We start from the raw sequence: 1,135 nt of genomic DNA, 5'->3' as shown, positions 1-1,135 counted from the left end.
TATCCGGTTGCAACTGGTTTTTGATTTACCGGTAAGGATTTGTAAATCTCTCCAATTGAAAGAGGAAGATAAACCTATTTCATCAACTAAGATTTGATAATAGTTTCTTACGTTCTGTGATACATTAAGGGTTTCCGAAGCAAATAACGGGCTTATTAGCATTAATGCTGTGGCATAATCTTCTCGTTGGCTTATGTAGTTGCCGTCTTTGTCTTTAAGCCTGTAAAGCTTGTTTATTATCGTCAGGGAGTGTACCAGTGATTCAAATAATATTCTCACATCGTTTTGTAGAAAACTATCGCTTTCTATCTGCACAGATGGGTCGTGTACCGTGGTGGCATTGGGAAAGAGGTTCTTCAGGGTGATGACTAAAGCGGTTATTTTTTGATAGCGACATTGCATGTTTTTTCATTTTCCTCCTTAACACTTTTTTGGAATGCGGAATGCCAGAGGGTATTCGTAGTCATAGTAAGGGTTCTGGCGTTCCAACTGGCATTCCAAAGGGGTGGAATACCAGACTATAACCAAAAACCATTTTTAAAGGTCATTCAATTGATTATAAAGATATTCTTTGATTTGCTCACGTAGTTTTACCACATTGTCCCAATAGCTGATTCTATATTTCAAGCCCCTGTTTTGGTAACCGCCACTTACTGATATATATTCCAAGTCAATTAAAACATTTAAATGCCTGTGAAGCCCTGTATTGCTTACCCCTGTTGCTTGTCGTATTTCTCGCCGTACAAACTCGTATTGCTGCGGATTTTCCTTTTGTAAAACATATTCTTTTAAGCTTTCAAAGAACTGCCGCAGTGAGCCATCCAGTTCATCTACTTTCAAAAAAATACTGTCAAACATGATTTCTACGGCCACTTTCAAGTCCTCCGGTTCTGTGATTATTCTGCCTTGCCCGTCTCGCTTTCTTTGGTATTGGTGGATTAGGGTGACTTGCTTTACAAAGCTTAAAAACAACTCGTGTAAGCGTCTTATTTTGTGGGCTTGGGGTGGTAGTTTTATTTTATCGGCGTACGGATTGATTACTTTTAAGGGTTTTAACATGCGGATGCAGTTTTGCAAAAAATCCCTGGCCTCTTTTTCTTTTTCCTTATCTGCTATTCCGCTTGCTGCTTTACTC

The 1,135-nt window shown here is 39.0% G+C and carries 1 protein-coding gene and 1 pseudogene; both read right to left on the bottom strand.

The window, feature by feature from the left end; translation table 11 throughout:
* Positions 1-402, bottom strand: a 402-nt coding sequence (locus AC6F75_RS08575) for a hypothetical protein (protein WP_500714593.1), incomplete at its 3' end; no start/stop codon positions are given.
* Positions 403-537: 135 nt separating this feature from the next.
* Positions 538-1,135, bottom strand: a pseudogene (locus AC6F75_RS08570) (hypothetical protein); the annotation flags it as partial.

The sequence above is a fragment of the Planktosalinus sp. genome (assembly GCF_059864935.1).
Note: the sequence above shows the minus strand (reverse complement) of the source record. Positions and strands in the feature narration are given on the sequence as shown.